General features: G+C 63.3%; 20 protein-coding genes. 11 read left to right on the top strand and 9 right to left on the bottom strand.

All coding sequences use genetic code 11. From position 1 onward, the window contains the following. Positions 1-1,890, bottom strand: a complete 1,890-nt coding sequence (feoB, locus tag HHL21_RS10065; RefSeq protein ID WP_169465326.1) for a ferrous iron transporter B — start codon at positions 1,888-1,890, stop codon at positions 1-3. A gap of 3 nt (positions 1,891-1,893) precedes the next feature. Further along, positions 1,894-2,166 (bottom strand): FeoA family protein, encoded by a 273-nt coding sequence (locus HHL21_RS10060; protein ID WP_169465324.1) that lies wholly within the window; start codon positions 2,164-2,166, stop codon positions 1,894-1,896. Positions 2,167-2,481: 315 nt separating this feature from the next. Here HHL21_RS10060 and HHL21_RS10055 point away from each other — a divergent pair, with 315 nt between their 5' ends. The 3 genes from HHL21_RS10055 (at position 2,482) to bfr (ending at position 3,835) form a co-directional block, all read left to right on the top strand. After that, entirely contained in the window at positions 2,482-2,694 is a 213-nt protein-coding gene (locus tag HHL21_RS10055) for a (2Fe-2S)-binding protein (RefSeq protein WP_169465322.1), read from the top strand. A 7-nt stretch (positions 2,695-2,701) separates the two neighbouring features. Continuing rightward, positions 2,702-3,292: an energy transducer TonB gene (locus tag HHL21_RS10050; protein ID WP_169465320.1), complete on the top strand. Its 591-nt coding sequence runs from the start codon at positions 2,702-2,704 to the stop codon at positions 3,290-3,292. A gap of 72 nt (positions 3,293-3,364) precedes the next feature. Further along, positions 3,365-3,835 (top strand): bacterioferritin, encoded by a 471-nt coding sequence (gene bfr, locus HHL21_RS10045; RefSeq protein WP_169465318.1) that lies wholly within the window; start codon positions 3,365-3,367, stop codon positions 3,833-3,835. Here the strand turns inward: bfr and HHL21_RS10040 are convergent, their stop codons facing one another. Both HHL21_RS10040 and HHL21_RS10035 read right to left on the bottom strand, forming a co-directional pair. Then, entirely contained in the window at positions 3,836-4,759 is a 924-nt protein-coding gene (locus tag HHL21_RS10040; protein ID WP_169465316.1) for a PfkB family carbohydrate kinase, read from the bottom strand. Further along, a complete protein-coding gene (locus HHL21_RS10035; RefSeq protein ID WP_169465314.1) occupies positions 4,759-5,370 on the bottom strand; it encodes a glutathione S-transferase N-terminal domain-containing protein in 612 nt (203 codons plus the stop codon). Before HHL21_RS10035 ends, HHL21_RS10040 begins: the two co-directional genes overlap by 1 nt. Positions 5,371-5,494: 124 nt before the next feature. On the opposite strand from HHL21_RS10035, the gene purB reads away from it, so the two are divergent. Further along, on the top strand, positions 5,495-6,889 hold the full coding sequence (gene purB, locus HHL21_RS10030; RefSeq protein ID WP_169465312.1) for an adenylosuccinate lyase: 1,395 nt from the start codon (positions 5,495-5,497) through the stop codon (positions 6,887-6,889). A 46-nt stretch (positions 6,890-6,935) separates the two neighbouring features. Here purB and HHL21_RS10025 read toward each other — a convergent pair whose 3' ends face one another. After that, positions 6,936-8,906, bottom strand: coding sequence for a TOL_0244 family TonB-dependent receptor (locus HHL21_RS10025; RefSeq protein WP_169465310.1), 1,971 nt, complete (start codon positions 8,904-8,906; stop codon positions 6,936-6,938). 227 nt (positions 8,907-9,133) lie between these two features. On the opposite strand from HHL21_RS10025, the gene HHL21_RS10020 reads away from it, so the two are divergent. Genes HHL21_RS10020 through HHL21_RS10010 form a run of 3 tightly spaced genes read left to right on the top strand, consistent with a single transcriptional unit; the run spans position 9,134 to position 10,838 of the window. After that, entirely contained in the window at positions 9,134-9,661 is a 528-nt protein-coding gene (locus HHL21_RS10020; RefSeq protein ID WP_169465308.1) for a cytochrome b, read from the top strand. Between the two features lie 22 nt (positions 9,662-9,683). Beyond that, on the top strand, positions 9,684-10,238 hold the full coding sequence (locus HHL21_RS10015; RefSeq protein ID WP_169465306.1) for a YceI family protein: 555 nt from the start codon (positions 9,684-9,686) through the stop codon (positions 10,236-10,238). A 27-nt stretch (positions 10,239-10,265) separates the two neighbouring features. Then, complete coding sequence (locus tag HHL21_RS10010) at positions 10,266-10,838, top strand: YceI family protein (RefSeq protein ID WP_169465304.1); 573 nt, start codon at positions 10,266-10,268, stop codon at positions 10,836-10,838. 305 nt (positions 10,839-11,143) lie between these two features. On the opposite strand, the gene HHL21_RS10005 is transcribed toward HHL21_RS10010, so the two are convergent. The 3 genes from HHL21_RS10005 to HHL21_RS09995 all read right to left on the bottom strand — a co-directional run bounded on the left by HHL21_RS10005 (position 11,144) and on the right by HHL21_RS09995 (position 13,551). After that, positions 11,144-11,419: a hypothetical protein gene (locus HHL21_RS10005; RefSeq protein WP_169465302.1), complete on the bottom strand. Its 276-nt coding sequence runs from the start codon at positions 11,417-11,419 to the stop codon at positions 11,144-11,146. Positions 11,420-11,493: 74 nt separating this feature from the next. Next, positions 11,494-12,780 (bottom strand): epoxide hydrolase family protein, encoded by a 1,287-nt coding sequence (locus tag HHL21_RS10000; protein WP_169465300.1) that lies wholly within the window; start codon positions 12,778-12,780, stop codon positions 11,494-11,496. A 57-nt stretch (positions 12,781-12,837) separates the two neighbouring features. Further along, a complete protein-coding gene (locus HHL21_RS09995; protein ID WP_169465298.1) occupies positions 12,838-13,551 on the bottom strand; it encodes an SDR family oxidoreductase in 714 nt (237 codons plus the stop codon). Positions 13,552-13,784: 233 nt separating this feature from the next. Between HHL21_RS09995 and HHL21_RS09990 the strand changes: the two genes are divergently transcribed. After that, positions 13,785-14,390, top strand: a complete 606-nt coding sequence (locus HHL21_RS09990; RefSeq protein ID WP_169465296.1) for a TetR/AcrR family transcriptional regulator — start codon at positions 13,785-13,787, stop codon at positions 14,388-14,390. A gap of 131 nt (positions 14,391-14,521) precedes the next feature. Next, a complete protein-coding gene (locus tag HHL21_RS09985) occupies positions 14,522-15,241 on the top strand; it encodes a hypothetical protein (RefSeq protein WP_169465294.1) in 720 nt (239 codons plus the stop codon). 275 nt (positions 15,242-15,516) lie between these two features. On the opposite strand, the gene HHL21_RS09980 is transcribed toward HHL21_RS09985, so the two are convergent. Then, positions 15,517-16,656 (bottom strand): hypothetical protein, encoded by a 1,140-nt coding sequence (locus HHL21_RS09980; protein WP_169465292.1) that lies wholly within the window; start codon positions 16,654-16,656, stop codon positions 15,517-15,519. A gap of 276 nt (positions 16,657-16,932) precedes the next feature. Between HHL21_RS09980 and HHL21_RS09975 the strand changes: the two genes are divergently transcribed. Together HHL21_RS09975 and HHL21_RS09970 are read left to right on the top strand one after the other, a co-directional pair. Next, entirely contained in the window at positions 16,933-17,202 is a 270-nt protein-coding gene (locus HHL21_RS09975) for a GlsB/YeaQ/YmgE family stress response membrane protein (RefSeq protein ID WP_169465290.1), read from the top strand. A 62-nt stretch (positions 17,203-17,264) separates the two neighbouring features. Continuing rightward, positions 17,265-18,542 (top strand): phospholipase D-like domain-containing protein, encoded by a 1,278-nt coding sequence (locus tag HHL21_RS09970; RefSeq protein ID WP_370659697.1) that lies wholly within the window; start codon positions 17,265-17,267, stop codon positions 18,540-18,542. Positions 18,543-18,552: the final 10 nt, after the last annotated feature.

Here is an 18,552-nt window from a genome sequence, read left to right as displayed (position 1 = left end):
TCAGCCTCCCAGCGCCAGCGCAGTGCGGTAGGTGATGAACGAGGCCACGTAGGCCAATGCGAACATGTAGCCGGCCATCAGCAGCGGATAGCGCATGCTGTTGGTCTCGCGCTTGACCACCATCAGCGTCGACAGGCACTGCGGCGCGAACACGTACCACGCCAGCAGCGACAAGGCGGTCGCCAGGCTCCACGACTGCGCGATCAGCGGCGTAAGCGTGGTGGCCAGGTCGTCGCCGGTCTGCGACAGCGCATACACGGTGCCGAGCGCGCCGACGGCGACTTCGCGCGCCGCCATGCCGGGCACCAGCGCGATACAGATCTGCCAGCCGAAGCCGATCGGTTCGAATACCACGGCCAGCGCGCGGCCAAGCATGCCCGCCACGCTGTAATAGATAGGCGGCTGGGTCGCGCCTTCCGGTGCGCCCGGGAAGGTCGACAGGAACCAGATCAGGATCATCAGGGTCAGGATCAGGGTGCCGACGCGGGTGAGGAAGATCTTGGCGCGTTCCCACAAACTGATTGCGAGGTTCTGCAGGTGCGGCCAGTGGTAGCTTGGCAGTTCCAGCATCAGCGGGTTATGGCGGCTGCCGCCCCAGATGCGCTTGAAGATCCATGCAACCACCATGGCGCCGACGATGCCCGCGAAGTACAGCGCGAACAGCACCAGGCCTTGCAGGTTCATGAAGCCGCCGACTTCGCGGTTCGGGATGAACGCGGCGATCACCAGGGCGTACACCGGCAGGCGCGCCGAGCATGTCATCAATGGCGCGATCATGATCGTGACCAGCCGATCGCGCGGGTTCTGGATTGTGCGCGCGGCCATGATGCCGGGGATCGCGCAGGCAAAGCTGGACAGCAGCGGGATGAAGGCGCGGCCCGACAGGCCTACCCCGCCCATCACGCGGTCGAGCAGGAAGGCGGCGCGCGGCAGGTAGCCGCAGTCTTCCAGCACCAGGATGAAGAAGAACAGGATCAGGATCTGCGGCAGGAACACCAGCACGCTGCCGACGCCGCCGAAGATCCCTTCGACCAGCAGGCTGCGCAAAGGGCCGTCGGACATATTCGCCGTCGCCATCTGGCCGAGCGCCTCGACGCCGCCGGTGATCATCTCCATCGGCGCCGCGGCCCAGCTGAACACGGCCTGGAACACCAGGAACATGATCGCGGCCAGCAGCACCGGTCCGACAACCGGATGCAGCACCACGTTGTCGATTTTTTCGGTCAGGTTGCCGGTGTCGTTGGCATAGCTGGCGGATGCAGCGAGGATGCGGCGCACTTCGCGCTGGGTGTCTTCGACCGATACTTCATCGATGGCCGACAGCGGCCGCGCAGCGACGTGCGCTTGTTGCGGCATGCGGTCGAGCGCGTGCAGCAGCGCCTGTTCGCCGCCGGCGTGGACGGCGACGGTTTCAACGACCGGAATCCCGAGTTCTTTTTCCAGCCTGGCGGTATCGATGGCGATGCCGCGTTTTTTGGCCATGTCGACCATGTTCAGCGCCAGCATCATCGGCATGCCGAGGCGCTGGATCTCGAGGACCAGGCGCAGGTTCAGGCGCAGGTTGGTGGCGTTGACGACGCAGACGATGGCGTCCGGGGCCTGTTCGCCCGCGCGCAGGCCGGCGATGACGTCGCGCGTGATCGCTTCATCGGGGGTGGTGGCGGACAGGCTGTACGCGCCCGGCAGGTCGAGCACGCGGAACGGACGACCGGCCGGCGACGTGAAGCTGCCTTCCTTGCGCTCGATCGTCACGCCGGCGTAGTTGGCGACCTTCTGGCGCGCGCCGGTCAGGCGGTTGAACAGCGCGGTCTTGCCGCAGTTCGGATTGCCCAGCAGGGCGATCAGCGGCGTGCGGGCGGCTGCCTGCACAGTTGCATCAACTGCTCCCATTGCTTACTCCGGCTGGATCGAAACCAGCGCGGCTTCGAAGCGGCGCAGCGCGAACGTCGACTGGCCCACCTTGACCGCCAGCGGATCGCCGCCGGGCAGGCCGCGCTTGAGCATGCGGATGCGCTCGCCCGGCACGAAGCCCAGTTCCATCAGGCGGCGCGACATGTCCACACCGGCCTCGCCTTCGCGCCGCTCAGCCGGCGCCAGGTGGATGACGGTGGCACTCTGCCCCGCCGCGAGGGCGTCGAGTGTGATCAAGGTAGGTGCAAGAGTCATGTGTCGCTTCTTTCAGGTTGGGGGCGCCCGGCGAGGGGCATACCGGCGAGGGCGCCCGGCGAGGGGCATACCGGCGAGGGCGCCCGGCGAGGGGCGAACGGCCTTGTCGCACCCCTACATCATAAACCTAAATGCGAATTATTACCATTTGCAGGACTGTCGAGCACCAAAAAACGTTCAGTCAGCAGGGTTTACCCAACAAAATCGCTTGCATCGCTTTCAAAACGGGGGCAGAATACGAACCGTAATGCGAATGATTCGCATTAGAGAAAACGACAATATTGTCGGCTTCTTCACACAGGACAGGGTAATTTCATGATCGTCTGCGTCTGCAACAACATCTCCGACCGCGAAATCCGCCAGGCGGTCGACCTTGGCCTGTCGTCCATGGCCGAGCTGCGCGAAAACCTCGGCGTCGCCACCTGCTGCGGCAAGTGCGAAAGCTATGCCGAAGAAGTCCTCGACGCGCACGTCGAAAGCACCACCCGCATCACCGAACTGTCGTTCCGCGCCACCCAGGCCGCGTGACAGCGCCATGAGCGCAACGGCCTGGCCGAGCGGCCCCGGCTTCAGCGCCATCGCCGCGCTGGTTGGGCGAATCCGCACCAGGTTCGGGCCGGTCGCGGTTGTCATCGCCGCCCATGCGCTGCTGTTCTATGTGATCTCGACCGGCCTGCTGGCCCGTGTCGCCGAAGTGGCCCTGCCCCAGATGGTGGACGTCATCTTCGTTGCGCCGGAGCCTGAACCGCCGGCCCCTGCCCCTCCCGCCCCGCCGCCGAGCGCGCCTGCCGAGTCGCCGCGTGTCGCGGTCGCCAGCGTACCGGCGCCACCGCAGCCTGGCGGGCCGAAAACAATTTCCAGCGGCGTCGAATATATCCAGGCGCCGCAGCCGGTCTACCCCTCGCAGTCGCGCCGCATGGGCGAGCAGGGCAAGGTCGTGCTGCGCGTGCTCGTCAATGAGAAAGGCCAGCCCGACCAGGTGCTGGTGCAACATTCTTCCGGATCGTCGCGCCTCGACGAGGCCGGCCGCCAGGCTGCCCTGCGCGCGCTGTTCAAACCGCATGTCGAAGATGGCCGCCCGGTGGCCGTGTTTGTGATCGTCCCGCTCAATTTCCAGCTCGGCTGAGCACGCGCCTTTTGCCGCGCCCGTATCAGTTTGCTATGATGGTGGCATCCCTACCACTTTCGAAAGCATCCCATGAAGGGCGATCCGAACATCATCCGTCTGCTCAACGCGCAGCTCACCAATGAGCTGACTGCCGTCAACCAGTATTTCCTGCACGCGCGCATGTACCGCCACTGGGGCTTCGAAAAGCTCGGCAAGAAGGAATACGACGAGTCGATCGGCGAAATGAAGCATGCGGACAAGCTGATCGACCGCATCCTGATGCTCGACGGCCTGCCGAACCTGCAGGCGCTGCACAAGCTGCTGATCGGCGAGTCGACCCAGGAAATGCTCGAAGCCGACCTGCAGCTCGAGAAAGCCGCCCAGGTCACGGTCAAGGAAGGCATCGCGGAAAGCGAAAAGGCGGCCGATTACGTATCGCGCGATCTGTTCCTGCAGATCCTCGAGGACACCGAAGAACATATCGAGTGGCTCGAAACGCAGCTGGACCTGATCACCAAGATCGGCATCCAGAACTACCTGCAAAGCCAGATGGCGGAGTAATCAGGCGGCGCGCCAGCGCGCCTCCCACTTGTCGTAGAAGTCCATGTCGCGCGGTACCGCACCCGGTATCGCGCACACCGCGCCGGCGAACTCGTTGGCGCGCGCAAGGGTTTGCGCCAGCGGCCAGCCGAGCGCGCGGCCCAGCAGGAAAATCGCCGAGAAGGCGTCGCCCGCACCGACCGTGTCGATCACGTAGGGCGGCGCCGGCGTGTCGCGGTTGGCGATCATCGTTCCGCCCGCGCCGAAATACACCGAGCCGCGATGGCCCAGCGTGACCAGCAATGCCTCCAGCCTGAATTTTTTGACCAGCGCCGCACACGCGACGTGCACGGCTTCGGCCGTCATCGCGTCGGCCGGCTCGTCGATGCCAAGGAACTCGCGGAACAGCGTTTGCAGTTCTTCTTCATTGACCTTGACGATGTCGGCCGCGGACAGCGAGCGGTCGAGGCAGTCGTTGTCGCACTGGCCAGTGCGCAGGTTCAGGTCGAGGAAACGGGTGGCGGTGGAGGCGCCGAGCAGCGCGAACAGCGCCTCGCGCGAACGCTCGCCGCGCTGGGCCAGCGTGCCGAAACAGACCGTCAGCGGATCGACTTCGCGCACGGCGGCAAGCGCCGCATCGGTGTCGATGAAGTCGTAGGCCTGGCGGGGCAGGATGATGAAACGATGGGTATCGCCGCTGCGTTCGACGATGACGCGGCCGGTTTCTTCCATCGGATCGAGCTGCAGGCCGCGTGCGGACATGGCGAAGCGTTCGAACTCGGCGCGCACCAGGTTGCCGTTGCGGTCGGCGCCGACGCGCGTGACCATCAGTTGCGGCGCCATGAAGGCGGCCAGGTGGCGCGCCACATTGAACGGCGCGCCGCCGACCTGCTGGTCGCCGCCGAAATCGTCGACCAGCGCTTCGCCGAATACGACCGTGGTCATTACTGCTGCGGGACCGTGTCGCGGAACGACTGGCGCTCGGACAGCTTGTCGTACAGGCGCGCCAGGTTCGGGTAGTCGCCGCGCCAGTCGATCTCGGGGAAGCGGAACGCCAGCCAGCCGAGCGCGCAGCCGACCGCCACGTCGGCCAGCGTGTACTGGTTCCCCGTGCAGAACGGCGACTCGCCCAGGTCTGTCGACATCACGGCCAGGCCGGCGCCGACCTTGGCCATCTGGCGCGTTGTCCAGGCTTCGCTCTGCTGCTCGGCGGGGCGCAGGGTTTTCTCGAGGCGCACCAGCACGGCCGCATCGAGCACGCCGTCGGCCAGCGCTTCCCACACCTTGACGTCGGCGCGGTCGCGGCCATTCGGCGGCAGCAGCTTGCACACCGGGGTCAGGGTGTCGAGGTATTCGGCGATCACGCGCGAGTCGTACATCGGGCTGCCGTCTTCCATCATCAGGCACGGCACCTTGCCCAGCGGGTTGGACTCGTTGATTCTGGTATCCGGGCTCCAGACGTTTTCGAGCTCGTAGGCGTAGTCGAGCTTTTTCTCGGCCAGGACCACGCGCACCTTGCGCACGTAAGGGCTGGCAAGCGAACCGATCAGTTTCATAGGCTTTTTGAGTAGATTAATTATCAACAGTATAGCACCGCAGCTTGTACCGGCTGGTGGCCTGCGAGTGGTAAAATCCATCTTCTGTCGTATCGCACCTCATTTTCAATCAACGCCCTCTCCCATGACCTCTACCGCACCTTACTCCACGCTGTCGGCCCTGTCGCCGCTGGACGGCCGCTACGCCGCCAAGACCGATCAACTGCGTCCAATCCTGTCCGAAGCGGGCTTCATGCACCATCGCGTCAAGGTTGAAATCGCGTGGCTGCAGGCGCTGTCGCAGGCGGGCTTCGACGAGATCAAGCCGTTTTCAGGCGCCGCCATCGCGCACCTCGACAAGATGGCCGCCGACTTCAGCGAAGCCGACGCGGCCCGCATCAAGGAAATCGAAGCGGTCACCAACCACGACGTGAAAGCGGTCGAGTACTGGCTGAAGGAACAGGTCAAGGACATGCGCGTAGGCGATGTGGCGGAACTGGTCGCGGCGACGGAGTTCATCCACTTCGCCTGCACCTCGGAAGACATCAACAACACCTCGCACGGCATGATGCTCAAGGCCGCGCGCGACACCGTCATGCTGCCGACGCTGAACAAGCTGGTCGCCAAACTGACCCAGATCGCGCACGACAACGCGGATGTGCCGATGCTGTCGCGCACCCACGGCCAGACCGCCAGCCCGACCACCCTCGGCAAGGAGATCGCCAACGTCGTCGCGCGCCTGCAGCGCGCCGCCAAGCGCATCGCCGATGTCGAGATGCTGGCCAAGATGAACGGCGCGGTCGGCAACTACAACGCGCACCTGTCGGCGTATCCTGGCTTCGACTGGGCGGCGTTCTCGAAGGACGTCATCGAGCAGCGCCTCGGGCTGACCTTCAACCCGTACACGATCCAGATCGAGCCGCACGACTACATGGCCGAACTGTTCGACGCGTTCGCGCGCACCAACACCATCCTGCTCGATCTGAACCGCGACATCTGGACCTACATCTCGCTGGGCTACTTCAAGCAGTCGACCAAGGCCGGCGAGATCGGTTCGTCGACGATGCCGCACAAGGTCAACCCGATCGACTTCGAAAACTCGGAAGGCAACCTGGGACTGGCCAACGCGCTGCTGCGCCACATGGCCGAGAAGCTGCCGGTATCGCGCATGCAGCGCGACCTGACCGATTCGACGGTGCTGCGCAATATCGGCGTGGGCTTCGGCTACACGTTGCTGGCATATGACAGCTGCCTGCGCGGCCTGAACAAGCTGGAAGTGAACCACGCGCGCCTCGAGCAGGATTTGGACGCGAACTGGGAAGTGCTGGCCGAGCCAGTGCAGACGGTGATGCGCCGCTATGGGATCGAGAACCCGTACGAGCAGCTGAAGGAACTCACGCGCGGCAAGGGCATTTCGAAAGACGCGCTGCGCGAGTTCATTTTGACGCTGGCGATGCCGCAGGAAGCCAAGGACCTGCTGCTGGCCATGACGCCGGCGAATTACATCGGTATCGCGGCAAAGCTGGCGCGCGAGATCTGAGAAAAAAACGGCGGATGACGCGAAGCGCGTTATCCGCCGAATTCGTCTAAATTCCCCACACCAGCCTGACCGCCACCGACCTCGGAATCTCCGAACGCGTCGCGATCGGCCCATATTCCGCGTGATCGCCATTGATGTTCTGCGCCGTCACCGACACCTCGAACTCCGGATTCACCTGCCACCCAAAGCGCGCGTCGACTGCCGTGTAGCCTGGTACCGCCGGATTCTCCAGCGCCGCCACCTTGCGCACCGCCACTTCCAGCTCCTTGCCGCGCGCGAGGATGTGGGTCGAGCGCAGTTGCACGGTGTGAGACGGGTCCTTGCCCGCCGTTCCCGGTCCTGCCAGGTCATTGCTGCCCGGCTTGAGCTGCATGCTTTGGTGTAGCGCCGTCAGCCCCGCACTCAGGCGCCATGCCGGCGTGGCCTGGTAGCTGCCCCACATCTCGATGCCGTTCGCCTTGCCTTCCATCAGGCTGTCGAACGTGATGTACGTGTAGCCCGGGTCGATTTCCTGGGTGCGCAGGTGGTCGTAATCATTGTGGAAAAGCGTGGCCGAATACGAGAGGCCCGGCAGCGGCTGTCCGCGGTAGCCCAGTTCGAACACCTTCGCCACCTCGGAACGCACGCGCAGTCCGCCGCGCAGCAGGTAAGGCGGACGGCCCGGGATATACGCGTCGGCATCGAGCCGCGACGGCGCGCGCACCGTGCGCGACGCAGCCGCCCAGAACGAGTGCGCCGGCGCGGCCTGCCATGACAGGCGCATCGTCGGCAGGAACTCGTTGCCGGTGTAGTCGTTGCGCTCGATCCGCGCGCCGATGGTCAGGCGCAGGTCGTCGCGCAGGCCGATCTCGTCCCGCGCGAACAGGCTGGCCCAGTCCTGCTCGACCTCAGGAGGCAGGAAGGCGATCGTGCCGCTGTTGGTGACGTTGTCCCACGAATGGCGGTAGTTCGCGCCCCAGGCGATGCGGTGCTGCCCCATCGGGCGCAGCGAGTGCTGGAACTGGACGTCGGCGATATTGAGCAGCTCGGCGAACGTCGGCGGCACCGTGCGCTTGGTATGGTCGAGATAGGCCTGGAGACTGAGGCTGCCGCCATCGGCGAGCCGGTGCATCCAGCTGCCGGTGAGGTTGACGCCCGAGGTGGCGACCGTTCCAAGCTTGAGCGAAGTGCCGGTGACCGAAATCAGGCCCGGCTCGGGCTGCTGGGCGGCGCCCTGGTAGGCGTTGCCGTTGACGGTGAAGCGGTCGGCGTCGAGGTTCCAGTCGGCGCGGAACCCGACCTGCGACTGGTGGCGCGCATCGTTGACCCGCGCGCCGCTGGCCATCTCGGTATGGCTGCGTTCAAGGTGCTTGCCGTAGACCCGCCAGCCGCCGTGCGCGGTGGCGCCGCCCTGGCGGAAGGCGACTTCCGCGCCGCGGGTGCCCGCTTCCAGCGTGGTCAGGCTGCCCGCCGTGCTGGCGGCGGTGCGCGTGATGATGTTGATGACGCCGTTGACGGCGTTCACGCCCCACAGCGTGCCGCCCGGGCCGCTGACGACTTCGATGCGTTCGACATCGTCGAGCATCAGGTCCTGAGCGTCCCAGAATACGCCCGAAAAGAATGGGGAATAGACCGAACGGCCGTCGATCAGCACCAGCAGCTTGTTGGGCGCGCTGTTATTGCTGCCGTTCAGGCCGCGCGCGGTGATGGCATAGCCGGCCATGTTGGATTGTGCGACGTGCAGGTTGGGCGCCAGCCGCAGCGCTTCCGGCACGCTGTGGGCGCCGGAGCGGCGGAGGTCGTCGGCAGTAATGACGAACACCGAGGCGGCGGCGCTGCCGAGCGGCTCCGGCTTTTTCGATACCGAGGTGATCTGGATGCTGGCCAATTCTTCGATCGACAGGTCCGCCATGTCGCGGACGTCGGCGTACTCGGCGTGGACCGGCGCGGCCAGCAGCAGCGACGCCAGCGGCGCGAGAAAGGCGCGGCGGGACGTGCGAATCAAAGCGACGGCGTGCGGATGGTGGACAAACTCCATAATCTCCCCCTGGTTCCCCGGCGATCGTGATTGGTAGTGAAAGTTGCCTTAAGCCATTATTCACCATAATGGAAGGCAACACATTTATTTTACAGTCCGCGCCTGGCCGTTCCGTACGAATGAGTGCCGCCGTGATAGCGTAATGCCATCAAAATGAGGCGTTTAAACGTCAAATCTTTTTATCTGCTATATTTGTTCTAATGAGTACGACCAACCCAACCCGGCCTATGCAGCAACGCTACACCTACACCGCCATGCTATTTCACTGGCTCATCGCCCTGCTGGTCGTGGCCGCCTTCACGCTGGGCCTGGTGATGACCGACATCCCCGGCCTGACGCCGACCAAGCTGCGCTATTTTTCCTGGCACAAGTGGCTCGGCGTCACTGTGCTGCTGCTGGCCGTGCTGCGCGTGCTGTGGCGCCTGTTCCATCCAAGCCCCGCCTACCCCGCCAGCATGGCGCGCTGGCAGCAAAGCGCCGCGAACGGCCTGCATTTCCTTCTGTACGTGCTGATTTTCGCGGTGCCGCTGTCGGGCTACTTCTACAGCCTGGCGTCCGGCGTGCCGGTCGTCTACCTCGGCCTGTTCGAGCTGCCGGTGCTGTTCAAAGCCAGTACCGAACTCAAGCCGGTCCTCAAGGCGGTGCACTTCTGGCTCAACATGCTGCTGGCTGGTTCGGTCGGCATCCACGTGGCGGGCGCGCTGAAGCACCAGCTTGTCGACCGCGACGGCGTCCTGCGCCGCATGCTGCCCTGAATTTTCAAACTAGGAGAACCTGATGACCCTGACCCGTGGCCCATTACTGGCCTCGCTTCTGGCGGTGGCGCTGGCGGCCAGCGCCGCGCCCTTGAAAACCGACACCGCGAAAAGCGCGATTACCGCCACCTTCAAGCAGATGAACGTGCCGGTCGAAGCGAAGTTCCGCAAGTTTTCCGCGCAGCTCGATTACGACCCTGCCAAGCCGGAAGCGGCCCGCGCCAGCGTCGACATCGACACCGCCAGCCTCGACCTGGGCGACCCGGACATGAACAATGAAGTGGCCAAGAAGGATTGGTTCAATTCAGCCCAGTTCCCGAAGGCGAGCTTCGTCTCGTCCTCGATCAAGCCGGCCGGACCGGGCAAGCTGACCGTGACCGGCAAGCTGACCATCAAGGGCAAATCGGCCAACGTCAGCTTCCCGCTGACCGTGCGGCTTGACGCCGGCAAACAATTGTTCGAGGGTGCGCTGCCGATCGGGCGGCTTGCCTACAATATTGGCGACGGCGAGTGGAAGGACACGAGCATGGTTGCCGACGAGGTTGTGATCCGGTTCCGCGTCTTAGCGGGCCAGTAATTTTTTCTCCATCAAAAGGAATAGCATATGAAATTCAAGCACTTGGTCGTTGCACTCGCTACCGCTGGCGCCGCCAGCATCGCCTTCGCCGCCGACACCTACACCATCGATCCGGGCCACACCTACCCAAGCTTCGAGGCTGACCACATGGGCATCTCCGTGCTGCGCGGCAAGTTCAACGCGACCAAGGGCAGCATCGTGCTCGACCGCGCAGCCAAGACTGGCTCGATGGAAATCATCATCGACGCGTCCAGCATCGACTTCGGCCATGACAAGCTGAACGCGCACGCGAAAAACGCCGACATGTTCGACGTCGAGAAGTTCCCTGAAGCGCGCTACATCGGCAAGTCGATCAAGTTCAACGGCGACACCCCGGTATCGGTCGAGGGCGAACTGACCCTGCACGGCGTCACCAAACCGGTGACCCTTGCCATCAACAAGTTCAAGTGCATCACCGACGGCATGACCAAGCGCGAGAAGTGCGGCGCCGACGCATCGGCCGCGTTCAAGCGCACCGACTTCGGCATCAACTACGCCACCCCGAGTTTCGCGCCGGAAGTGAAGCTGCAGATCGAAGTGGAAGCGCTGAAGAATAACTAAGCCGCCTGACAAAACCTTCACCTGCAGTCAGAGCAACATGAGCCGTATGGCTGTAGCCCGCGGCATGCGTAGCGGCTGAAAAGCCGCGCGCCTGCCCTTGCTTCCCTTCCCTTGCAAGAATGGGATCGCCTCGTTCAGGAACAAGCCCGAGTGCTGATAAATCGCGCCATGCCCGGCATCCGGGTAGAGGCTGAGTTTTGCATTCGGTAAAGTCGCAAACATTACCTAGGAATTGATCGTTGGGACGACTATATCGTTGCTGCCATTGACGATCAGCACCGGGTGGGTGACGGACCTGAGCCTGTTCAGCGCCTGTGGGCTTGCCCCCAATTCAGGATCGCGTTCAACTGCCCCTGGATCGCGCCGGCGCCGACTTCCTTGTCGCGATTAAGGGTGCGATGATGAATCCGGTCCAGGGACCGCTGCCCGAGGGCACGGCTGGCGGCGGACGCAGTGTAGAACAGGTACAGCTTTCGTTCGTCCAGGCCCATTGCCGCAGATGCCGTCAATGGTGTGCGGATGTCGGCAATGCCTTGCCCGCCCTTTGGTCCGGTGCCGGCCAGGATTAATCGATTGACCAAGCCTGAGCGATGTTGGCCGGACTAGTCCGGCCAACATCTAGGGGGCAGTTGAAGGTGCGGCTCGGCGCCGATGACTAGCGCAGCGACCTGAACGCGGCGCGCAGCTCCTCGCTGAACAGCTGCGGCTGCTCCCACGAAGCGAAGTGGCCGCCCTTGTCGACTTCGTTAAAGTAGGTCAGCTTCGGATACGCGCGTTCGGCCCAGCTGCGCGGCGCACGGTAGATCTCGCCAGGGAAGACGGTGATGGCGACGGGCACCTTGATCTGCGCCGTCTTCTGCTCGGCCGCATTGAAGTTGTTGTTGTTGTTCTCCCAGTACAGCTGGGCCGACGACACGGCGCTATTGGTGAACCAGTACAGCGAAATATCGTCGAGCATCTCGTCCTTGGTCAGCGCCTTCTCGGCATTGCCGCCGCTGTAGGTCCACTCGGTGAACTTGTCGTAGAAAAAGGCCGCCAGGCCGACGGGCGAATCGGTCAGGCCGTAGCCCAGCGTTTGCGGACGAGTCACCATCAGCGCCGCATAGCCGGCGCCCTTGGTGTAAAGCTTGTTGAGCGATTCGAACGCCGCCTTTTCGACGGCGGTCAGGCCGGCCGGTGCCGGGGCGCCGTGCGCCAGCGCCGTTGCGACCTCTGCCGGCACAGTCGCCGGCATGTTCACGTGGATACCCAACAGGCCTGCCGGGGCCTGTCGGCCCATTGCGTCGGCGACCACCGAGCCCCAGTCGCCGCCTTGCGACACATAGGTCGTGTAGCCCAGGCGCTTCATTAGCACGTCCCAGGCGCTGCCGATGCGTTCCGCGCCCCAGCCGGGGCCGGTCGGTTTGCCCGAAAAGCCGTAGCCCGGCATCGAAGGGATCACCAGGTCGAACGCATCCTCGGCCTTGCCGCCATACACAGTCGGATCGGTGAGCGGACCGACCACTTTGAGCAGTTCCATCACCGAACCGGGCCAGCCGTGGGTGATCACCAGCGGCAAGGCGTTCGGATGACGCGAGCGCACGTGCACGAACTGAATATCGATCCCGTCGATTTTGGTGGTGAACTGCGGCAAGGCATTCAGCTTGGCCTCGACCTTGCGCCAGTCGTACCCAGTGCCCCAGTACCGTACCAGCGACTGGATGCGCTCCAGTTGCACGCCCTGCGACTGGTCGTTCACGGTCTCGCGCGCGGGCCATCGCGTCGCTTGCACGCGCTGGCGCAGTTCGCTAATGGCGGCGTCAGAAACGTGGATGCGGAAAGGGCGGATCGCGGTGTCTTCGGGCGCCGCCGAAGCCGTCGCCGGGAGGGCGCACGCGGCGCCAACAAGGGCTGCTGCGGCAAGCAGGGTGCGCATTGCGGGTACTGTCGATTTGGTGAACATATATTTCTTTCGTAGGATATAAAAAGTAAGTGGGCTCGTTCTGGGGTGCGGATGCGCTTATACGATCTCGGGCGGATTGAGGTAAGCCGCCTGTTGACCCGACAGGCTCGCCTTGATGGCGACGGTGACGGCATCGGCCAGAATTTCTTCGGCGCCCGCTTCCACCCCGTCCAGCACCTGAGCGACCACAGCGTCCGGGTGGGTCTTTTTCATGTCGAATCCGTGGGTCATGTCGGTGTCCATGAAGCCGACGTGGACGCCCTGCACGAGGGTATTCTGGCCGCGCAGTTCAATCCGGAGCGAGTTGGTGAAGCTCCACGCGGCGGCCTTGGAGGCGGCGTAGGCGGAAAGGAAAGGACGGGCAACCCATACAGCGTCAGACAGCACATTGACGATCGCGCCGCCGCCATTGGCTCCCAGCACGGGCGCGAATGCCTGGCTCACGTGCAAAGTGCCGTAGTAGTTCGTTTCGAATATCTCGCGGGCGACGTCGGCCAGTTCCGGGGCAAGCATGCTCGGCATCACTCGCGCGATGCCGGCATTATTGACCAGCAGGGTAGTGTCGGCGCATTGCGCGGCGGCGGCAGCGACCGATGCCGGATCGGTCACGTCGAGGCGGACCGCAATCACGCCGGGAATGTCGACGCCGTCGGGATTGCGAACCCCTGCATACACTTTGCTGGCCCCGCGCGCCAGCAGTTCGCGGGCGAATGCGAGGCCCAGACCCCGGTTGGCGCCGGTAACGAATGCGACGGAATGTTTGATCTTCATGATGATGAGCTCCTGGTTGCATGAGCGGGTTTCGCTCGTTTTAGATTGCGATTGCAATCAATGATTTAATAGTAGTGATCGAAATTATTAAAGTCAAGAAAAATCTCGTCGCGCTTCCGATTCGCACTTGCCAACGCCAGATGGTTCGCTGGCGGCTTGATTGTGAATGCAACTAAAGTGTCGTAGAATCTGGGATGCAGCCATCACGGCAATTTGGCAAAAGGATCGGCATCATGAAAATCACCAAAGAAAAAGCGGACGAAAATCGTGCCGCGCTGATTGAGGCAGCGAGCCGCTTGTTTCGCGAAAAAGGCATCGATGGCGTAGGGGTGGCGGAAATCAGCAAGGCGGCCGGCCTGACGCATGGCGCGCTGTACGCGCACTTCAAGTCGAAAGAGGAGCTATCGGCCGCGGCGTTGGCCTGGGGCATGGAACAGGCCAATGCCAAGTTGTATTCAGGCACGGTCGACGGCGAGCCCGACCTCGACCGCTTCCTGTCGTACTACCTGTCGCCGCAGCAGCGCGACGACTATGCCGGGCACTGCGCGATGGCCGCATCGGCCAGCGAGATCGGCCGCCAGGATGCGGCCACCAGCGCCGCCTTTACCGAGGGATACATGGTCCTGGTGCGCGCCTTCGAGCGCAAGGTTGCTGCAAACAATCCCGGCGCCGATGCATTGCAGATCGCCATGGGGATCGTTGCCGCAATGATTGGCGGGTTAGCGGTGTCGCGCGCCGCGCTCAGCGCCAGGCCGGCGGTGTCGGCCCAGGTCCTCGAGGGGGTCCGCCAGCTCATCGACAACGCCCTCGGCAGCCCCGCCCGCTCCGCCCAGCCCTAACATGCAAGGAACGGCCGGCCATCGACGATAATCACCTTGACTTTAATAATTGCGCTCACTATTATTAATTCGTCGCATTTGATCCCCGATGATTGCGGCATCCCTCGAACTGGCTGACCACGGAGAATCTCATGCAAGAACTATTGAAACGCGTCCTCGACGCACATGGCGGGCTGGACCACTGGAACGCGTTCAAGACGGTATCGGCGACAGTGGTCACCGGCGGCGACTTTTGGACCACCAAGGGACTCGAGATGGACTCGTTCGCGCGGCGCGCCAGCGCGGCCATCGACCGCGAATGGTCGACGGTCACCCCGTTTGGCAATCCCGACTGGACGATGACGTTCACGCCTGAAAGAGTCGTGATCGAAGACGGCACAAAGGCCGTGATCGCCGAACGCAACGATCCGGCCAGCGCGTTTGCCGGCCATGGCCTGGAGACGCCGTGGGACCCGCTGCACCGTGCTTACTTCAACGGCTATGCGCTATGGACCTATTTCACAACCCCGTTCCTGCTGGCCATGCCGGGGGTGACGGTGCGCGAAGTTGAACCGTGGGACGAGCAGGGCGAACCCTGGCGCGTGCTGCGGGCCAGCTTTCCGGCGTCGATCGCGACCCACTGCCGCGAGCAAGACTTCTATTTCGGCCCTGACGTCCTGCTGCGCCGCCACGACTACCAGGTCGAGATTTCGGGCGGATTCAAGGCAGCCCAATATCTTTACGATATCAAGGAGTTCGACGGCATCAAGTTCCCGACGCGCCGCCGTGCCCACCCGCGCCTGGACGATCGCCAGCCCGTACGCGACAAGGTGCTGGTGTCGATCGACCTTAGCGATTTCCAGCTCGTCTGACCGGATTAGGCGAGAGGCCGCTCCGCACTTAGGTAACACAGCCAAAAGAAAACGCTATGTCACCGTTAAGTGTGGGAATCCATACTGAAGCCGGTCACTAGTAAATCGATTGTCCCTGCCGCGCATACTCAGCATGGGTTCCCGCCTGCGCGGGAACAACGCGGTGTGGTGGAAGCGCATTCCACACTTAACGGTGACATAGCTAAAGAAGAACCCCGCTTCCTCTGCAGGAAGCGGGGTTTTTTATTACCTCGCGATGTTACTGCCAGCAACCATTAACGTCCGTCGCCGTCCGCATCGCCTGGAATGGCGCGTTCAACGCGGTGCCATGCTGCACGGGTTGCCGACTTGGCCTGGTCCCACGACAGGCGCGAATTGCCCTTGACGCGGTCCCAGTCGCTCGACATGTCTTGCTCATAGGCGTCGAAGTCGCCCGAAAACTTGCTGCGGCTGTTATAGCCCAGTTCGTATGCCGGACCGTAGTCGTCATAGGTGTAACCCGGGGTGTAGTACGGCGCGGTCTGGTAAGCGCTGCGCCAGTAAGCCGACTCTTCGGCCGGGTTGACCATGCGGCCAGCTGCCTTGCCTGCCATGCCGCCGGCAACTGCGCCGACCACGGCGCCGGCTGCCGCGCCAATCGGGCCGCCGACTGCACCAGCCGCTGCGCCCATTGCCGCGCCGCTACCTGCGCCTACGCCCTTGGCGAAATGGTGCTCATGCAGCTCGTCGCCGGCTTCAGGATTGACCACTTCGGCTGCGCCCTTGCCTGCCAGGCCGCCGGCGATGCCGCCGATGGCCGCACCGGCTGCGATGCCGATCGGGCCAGCCGCGGCGCCAATGCCGGCGCCGGTCAGCGCACCAGCGCCAGCGCCCAGGCCGGTACCGATGATGTGCTCGCCCTTGTGTTCAGTCCAGCTGCGCTCGATGTGCGCCGCATCGTCGTCCGAACGCGGGCTCACGCCCATCAGGATGCCGCCTTCGTTGATGCCCTGTTCGTAGTGCTTGACGCGCTCTTCCGGGATGCCTGCGCCGATCAGCGCGCCAACCAGTCCGCCGGCGATGCCGCCGGCGCCAGCGCCAGCCAGTGCCGCCGCGATCGGGCCGGCTACCACCAGGCCGATGCCTGGCAGGACCAGGGTGGTGCCTACTGCTGCCACGCCAGCCAGGACCGCGCCGATGGTGCCGCCGATGCCTGCGCCGACGCCGGCGCCTTCAGCTGCCTTGCTGCCCAGTTCAGTTTCGGTGTCGGCGAAGTGACGCTTGCGGGCGTCGTCCGACATCATCAGCGTGACGTCGTCCTTCGAGTAGCCGCGGTCGGCGAGGGAGGTGTAAGCCCGCTCGGCACTGTCGCGGTCGCGGAACAGACCGGTTACCATGCGCGAATTTTTCTGGTTGTTCGTGTCGTAATTGCTCATATCAATCTCCTAGGATATTCAATCTGCGGGACTTAAAAAAACCTGGAATACGTTGCCAGTTCTCTAACAATATGCCTCGACAAAGTTGCGCTCTGTTCGCTGACGCACCGATCTTTCGACTTTCCAAATGGCATGAAATTCGCCCGCTGCGATATCGTCGTTACGTTCGTTGCCGCACCGACCAATGGTTATCGAAAGACTATTCTTTTTGCATGGTCAGCACATTTAGGGATGGCCAAAGGGGGGTACGTTTCTAAACTAATAGGAGGAATCAACATGTTATTCATCATCTGGATCATTGTCGGCGGTATCTTGGGTTGGCTGGCGAGCATGGTCATGAAAACGGACGCTGAACAGGGCATGATCCTGAACATCGTCGTCGGTATCATCGGCGCGTTCCTGGGCGGCTGGTTGCTTTCTCCATTGTTCGGCACCGGCACCATCAACGCGGACGACTTCAGCATCACGTCGCTGCTGGTCTCGTTCCTGGGCGCTGTCATCCTGCTCGCTATCGTCAACCTGCTGCGTCGCGGCAAGGTACGTTAATCGGGGCACGCTCTACTAACCAACGCCTCACCGCGTTGGTTTTTTTTCGTCTGGATTATTGAATGAACCGAAAAATGGTCACTACCGCGTTGCTCAGCAGTCTCGCCACCCTGGCAGTCGTGTTTGTAGTATTCAACCTGTTGCCAAGCGAAAAGACGATCGAGAAGCAGTTGCTGCAGAAATACGATACGGCCGACCCGCAATTCCGCCGCTCGATGGGCGTCCTGCTGGGTCCGCCAATTATCGAGGGCAACAAAGTCGACGTGCTGCTCAACGGCGACAAGATTTTCCCGGCGATGCTGGAAGCGATCCGCGGCGCCCAGCACACCATCACGCTTGAAACCTACATCTACTGGTCCGAAACGATCGGCAAGGAATTCAGCGACGCGCTCAGCGAGCGCGCGCGCGCCGGCGTCAAGGTGCACGTCATGCTCGACTTCTTGGGCAGCATCAAGATGGACGTCGCGGTGATCGACGCCATGAAAGCGGCCGGCGTCAACGTCCAGCGCTACCACAAGCCGGTGTGGTGGAAGTTCACCCGCCTGAACAACCGCACCCACCGCAAGCTGCTGATCGTCGACGGCAACACCGGGTTTACCGGCGGCGTCGGCATCGCCGACCGGTGGCGCGGCGACGCCGAGGATGACAAGCACTGGCGCGACACCCATTTCCGCGTACAGGGCCCGGTAGTCGGCCAGATGCAGGCGGTATTCAACGACAACTGGACCAAGGCCACCGGGCAGGTGCTCGACGGCCAGCATTATTTCCCCGAACTGCAAGCGGCCGGGACCCACGACGCCCAGATGTTCAGCAGTTCGCCGACCGGCGGCAGCGGCAGCACCCACCTGATGTACCTGATCGCGATTAACGCCGCGCGCCACACGATCCACCTGTCGGCCTCCTACTTCGTGCCGGACGAGCTGGCGATCAAGGCGCTGGTGGCGGCCCAGCAGCGCGGCGTCGACGTGCGCATCATCACGCCCGGCCCGGACATCGATTCGGACATCGTGCGCGCCGCCTCGCGCGAACGCTGGGGCGACCTGCTCAAGGCCGGCATCAAGATGGCCGAATACCAGCCGACCATGTACCACGTGAAGGCGCTGATCGTCGACGCGATGATGGTGTCGGTCGGCTCGACCAACTTCGACAACCGCTCGTTCAGCATCAACGACGAAGCCAACCTGAACATCATGGACCGCGACTTCGCCAGGCAGCAGGTCGATATCTTCGACGCCGACTGGGCCAAATCGAAGCCGATCACCCTGCAGGCATGGGAAAACCGGCCGTGGACCGAGAAGCTGCACGGCGAAATCGCCTCGCTGATCGGTTCGCAGCTGTAACGACGAACGT

It is taken from the genome of Massilia polaris (assembly GCF_012927275.1).
GTDB lineage: Bacteria > Pseudomonadota > Gammaproteobacteria > Burkholderiales > Burkholderiaceae_D > Telluria_A > Telluria_A polaris.
The sequence above is the reverse complement of the archived record's forward strand: the minus strand, read 5'-3'. Positions and strand labels throughout refer to the sequence as shown.

Excerpts from the sequence above, each read along its gene's own strand:
- feoB (WP_169465326.1), bottom strand. The coding sequence starts at position 1,890 with ATGGGAGCAGTTGATGCAACTGTGCAGGCAGCCGCCCGCACGCCGCTG.
- HHL21_RS10060 (WP_169465324.1), bottom strand. The coding sequence starts at position 2,166 with ATGACTCTTGCACCTACCTTGATCACACTCGACGCCCTCGCGGCGGGG.
- HHL21_RS10055 (WP_169465322.1), top strand. The coding sequence starts at position 2,482 with ATGATCGTCTGCGTCTGCAACAACATCTCCGACCGCGAAATCCGCCAG.
- HHL21_RS10050 (WP_169465320.1), top strand. The coding sequence starts at position 2,702 with ATGAGCGCAACGGCCTGGCCGAGCGGCCCCGGCTTCAGCGCCATCGCC.
- bfr (WP_169465318.1), top strand. The coding sequence starts at position 3,365 with ATGAAGGGCGATCCGAACATCATCCGTCTGCTCAACGCGCAGCTCACC.
- HHL21_RS10040 (WP_169465316.1), bottom strand. The coding sequence starts at position 4,759 with ATGACCACGGTCGTATTCGGCGAAGCGCTGGTCGACGATTTCGGCGGC.
- HHL21_RS10035 (WP_169465314.1), bottom strand. The coding sequence starts at position 5,370 with ATGAAACTGATCGGTTCGCTTGCCAGCCCTTACGTGCGCAAGGTGCGC.
- purB (WP_169465312.1), top strand. The coding sequence starts at position 5,495 with ATGACCTCTACCGCACCTTACTCCACGCTGTCGGCCCTGTCGCCGCTG.
- HHL21_RS10025 (WP_169465310.1), bottom strand. The coding sequence starts at position 8,906 with ATGGAGTTTGTCCACCATCCGCACGCCGTCGCTTTGATTCGCACGTCC.
- HHL21_RS10020 (WP_169465308.1), top strand. The coding sequence starts at position 9,134 with ATGCAGCAACGCTACACCTACACCGCCATGCTATTTCACTGGCTCATC.
- HHL21_RS10015 (WP_169465306.1), top strand. The coding sequence starts at position 9,684 with ATGACCCTGACCCGTGGCCCATTACTGGCCTCGCTTCTGGCGGTGGCG.
- HHL21_RS10010 (WP_169465304.1), top strand. The coding sequence starts at position 10,266 with ATGAAATTCAAGCACTTGGTCGTTGCACTCGCTACCGCTGGCGCCGCC.
- HHL21_RS10000 (WP_169465300.1), bottom strand. The coding sequence starts at position 12,780 with ATGTTCACCAAATCGACAGTACCCGCAATGCGCACCCTGCTTGCCGCA.
- HHL21_RS09995 (WP_169465298.1), bottom strand. The coding sequence starts at position 13,551 with ATGAAGATCAAACATTCCGTCGCATTCGTTACCGGCGCCAACCGGGGT.
- HHL21_RS09990 (WP_169465296.1), top strand. The coding sequence starts at position 13,785 with ATGAAAATCACCAAAGAAAAAGCGGACGAAAATCGTGCCGCGCTGATT.
- HHL21_RS09985 (WP_169465294.1), top strand. The coding sequence starts at position 14,522 with ATGCAAGAACTATTGAAACGCGTCCTCGACGCACATGGCGGGCTGGAC.
- HHL21_RS09980 (WP_169465292.1), bottom strand. The coding sequence starts at position 16,656 with ATGAGCAATTACGACACGAACAACCAGAAAAATTCGCGCATGGTAACC.
- HHL21_RS09975 (WP_169465290.1), top strand. The coding sequence starts at position 16,933 with ATGTTATTCATCATCTGGATCATTGTCGGCGGTATCTTGGGTTGGCTG.
- HHL21_RS09970 (WP_370659697.1), top strand. The coding sequence starts at position 17,265 with ATGAACCGAAAAATGGTCACTACCGCGTTGCTCAGCAGTCTCGCCACC.